This is a genomic window from Arsenicibacter rosenii (assembly GCF_001870735.1).
In the GTDB taxonomy this organism is placed as follows: Bacteria; Bacteroidota; Bacteroidia; order Cytophagales; family Spirosomataceae; genus Arsenicibacter; species Arsenicibacter rosenii.
Genome location: NZ_MORL01000210.1, coordinates 1 through 770, shown reverse-complemented (window position 1 = coordinate 770; position 770 = coordinate 1). Strand labels below are relative to the sequence as shown.

At 47.7% G+C, this 770-nt stretch carries 1 pseudogene; it reads left to right on the top strand.

Going from position 1 to position 770, the window contains the following annotated elements:
- A pseudogene (locus tag BLX24_RS30870) lies at positions 1-770 on the top strand (SusC/RagA family TonB-linked outer membrane protein); the annotation flags it as partial.

Below are 770 nucleotides of genomic sequence, written 5' to 3'. Positions count from 1 at the left end.
TGCTTCTGATTATGCCTACCTTCCGGATTACCGCAATGCCGGGCAATACTTAGCTGCCCGCGTCGATGCCGAAGCCGCCGAAGGGGGGAGCGTTCCGTTTTCGGTCATAGAACAAGCCAACATTGCCGCCGGCAAAACCATTGATCCTTTCCAGGCAATTAAGCAAAAAGCGCCTATGTCCAATTATGAGCTTAGTGTGTCCGGAAAAACTGATCGCGTAAGTTATTTTTTCTCAGGGGCGTATACGGACGCTAAAGCGCCGGTTCGGGGAGATAATTTTAATCGGTTGTCCAGTAGATTAAACTTGAGTGTGCAGGCGACAGACTGGCTAAAATTAGGCATCAATTCTGGTTATTCTTCCCGTGATAACTCAGGCGTACGAGCCAATCTGCAGAATACCTCGTACTTAAGTCCCTATGCGAGTTTATATCTGGAAGACGGCGTTTCGCCGACACCATTGCCCCAAAACTGGGGTCTTGTTGCCAATCCACTGTTGGGTACTATCCTGAATTCAAATAAATCCATCACCAATATTCTCTTCACCAATGCCTATGCCGACGTTTCCATTGTAAATGGGTTGAGTTATAAACTGAATGCAGGTTATACCCGTACCGATTCGAAGACCTATAACTATAGTCCCACGTATGAACCGCTCAACAGGCTCGGTTCCGGCTCCCGAAGACTGGGCGAAACCCAAAACTTTACGCTGGAGAATATCGTAAAATATCAGCGCCGATTTGCCCGGAACCACAGTCTTGATTTGACCTTAC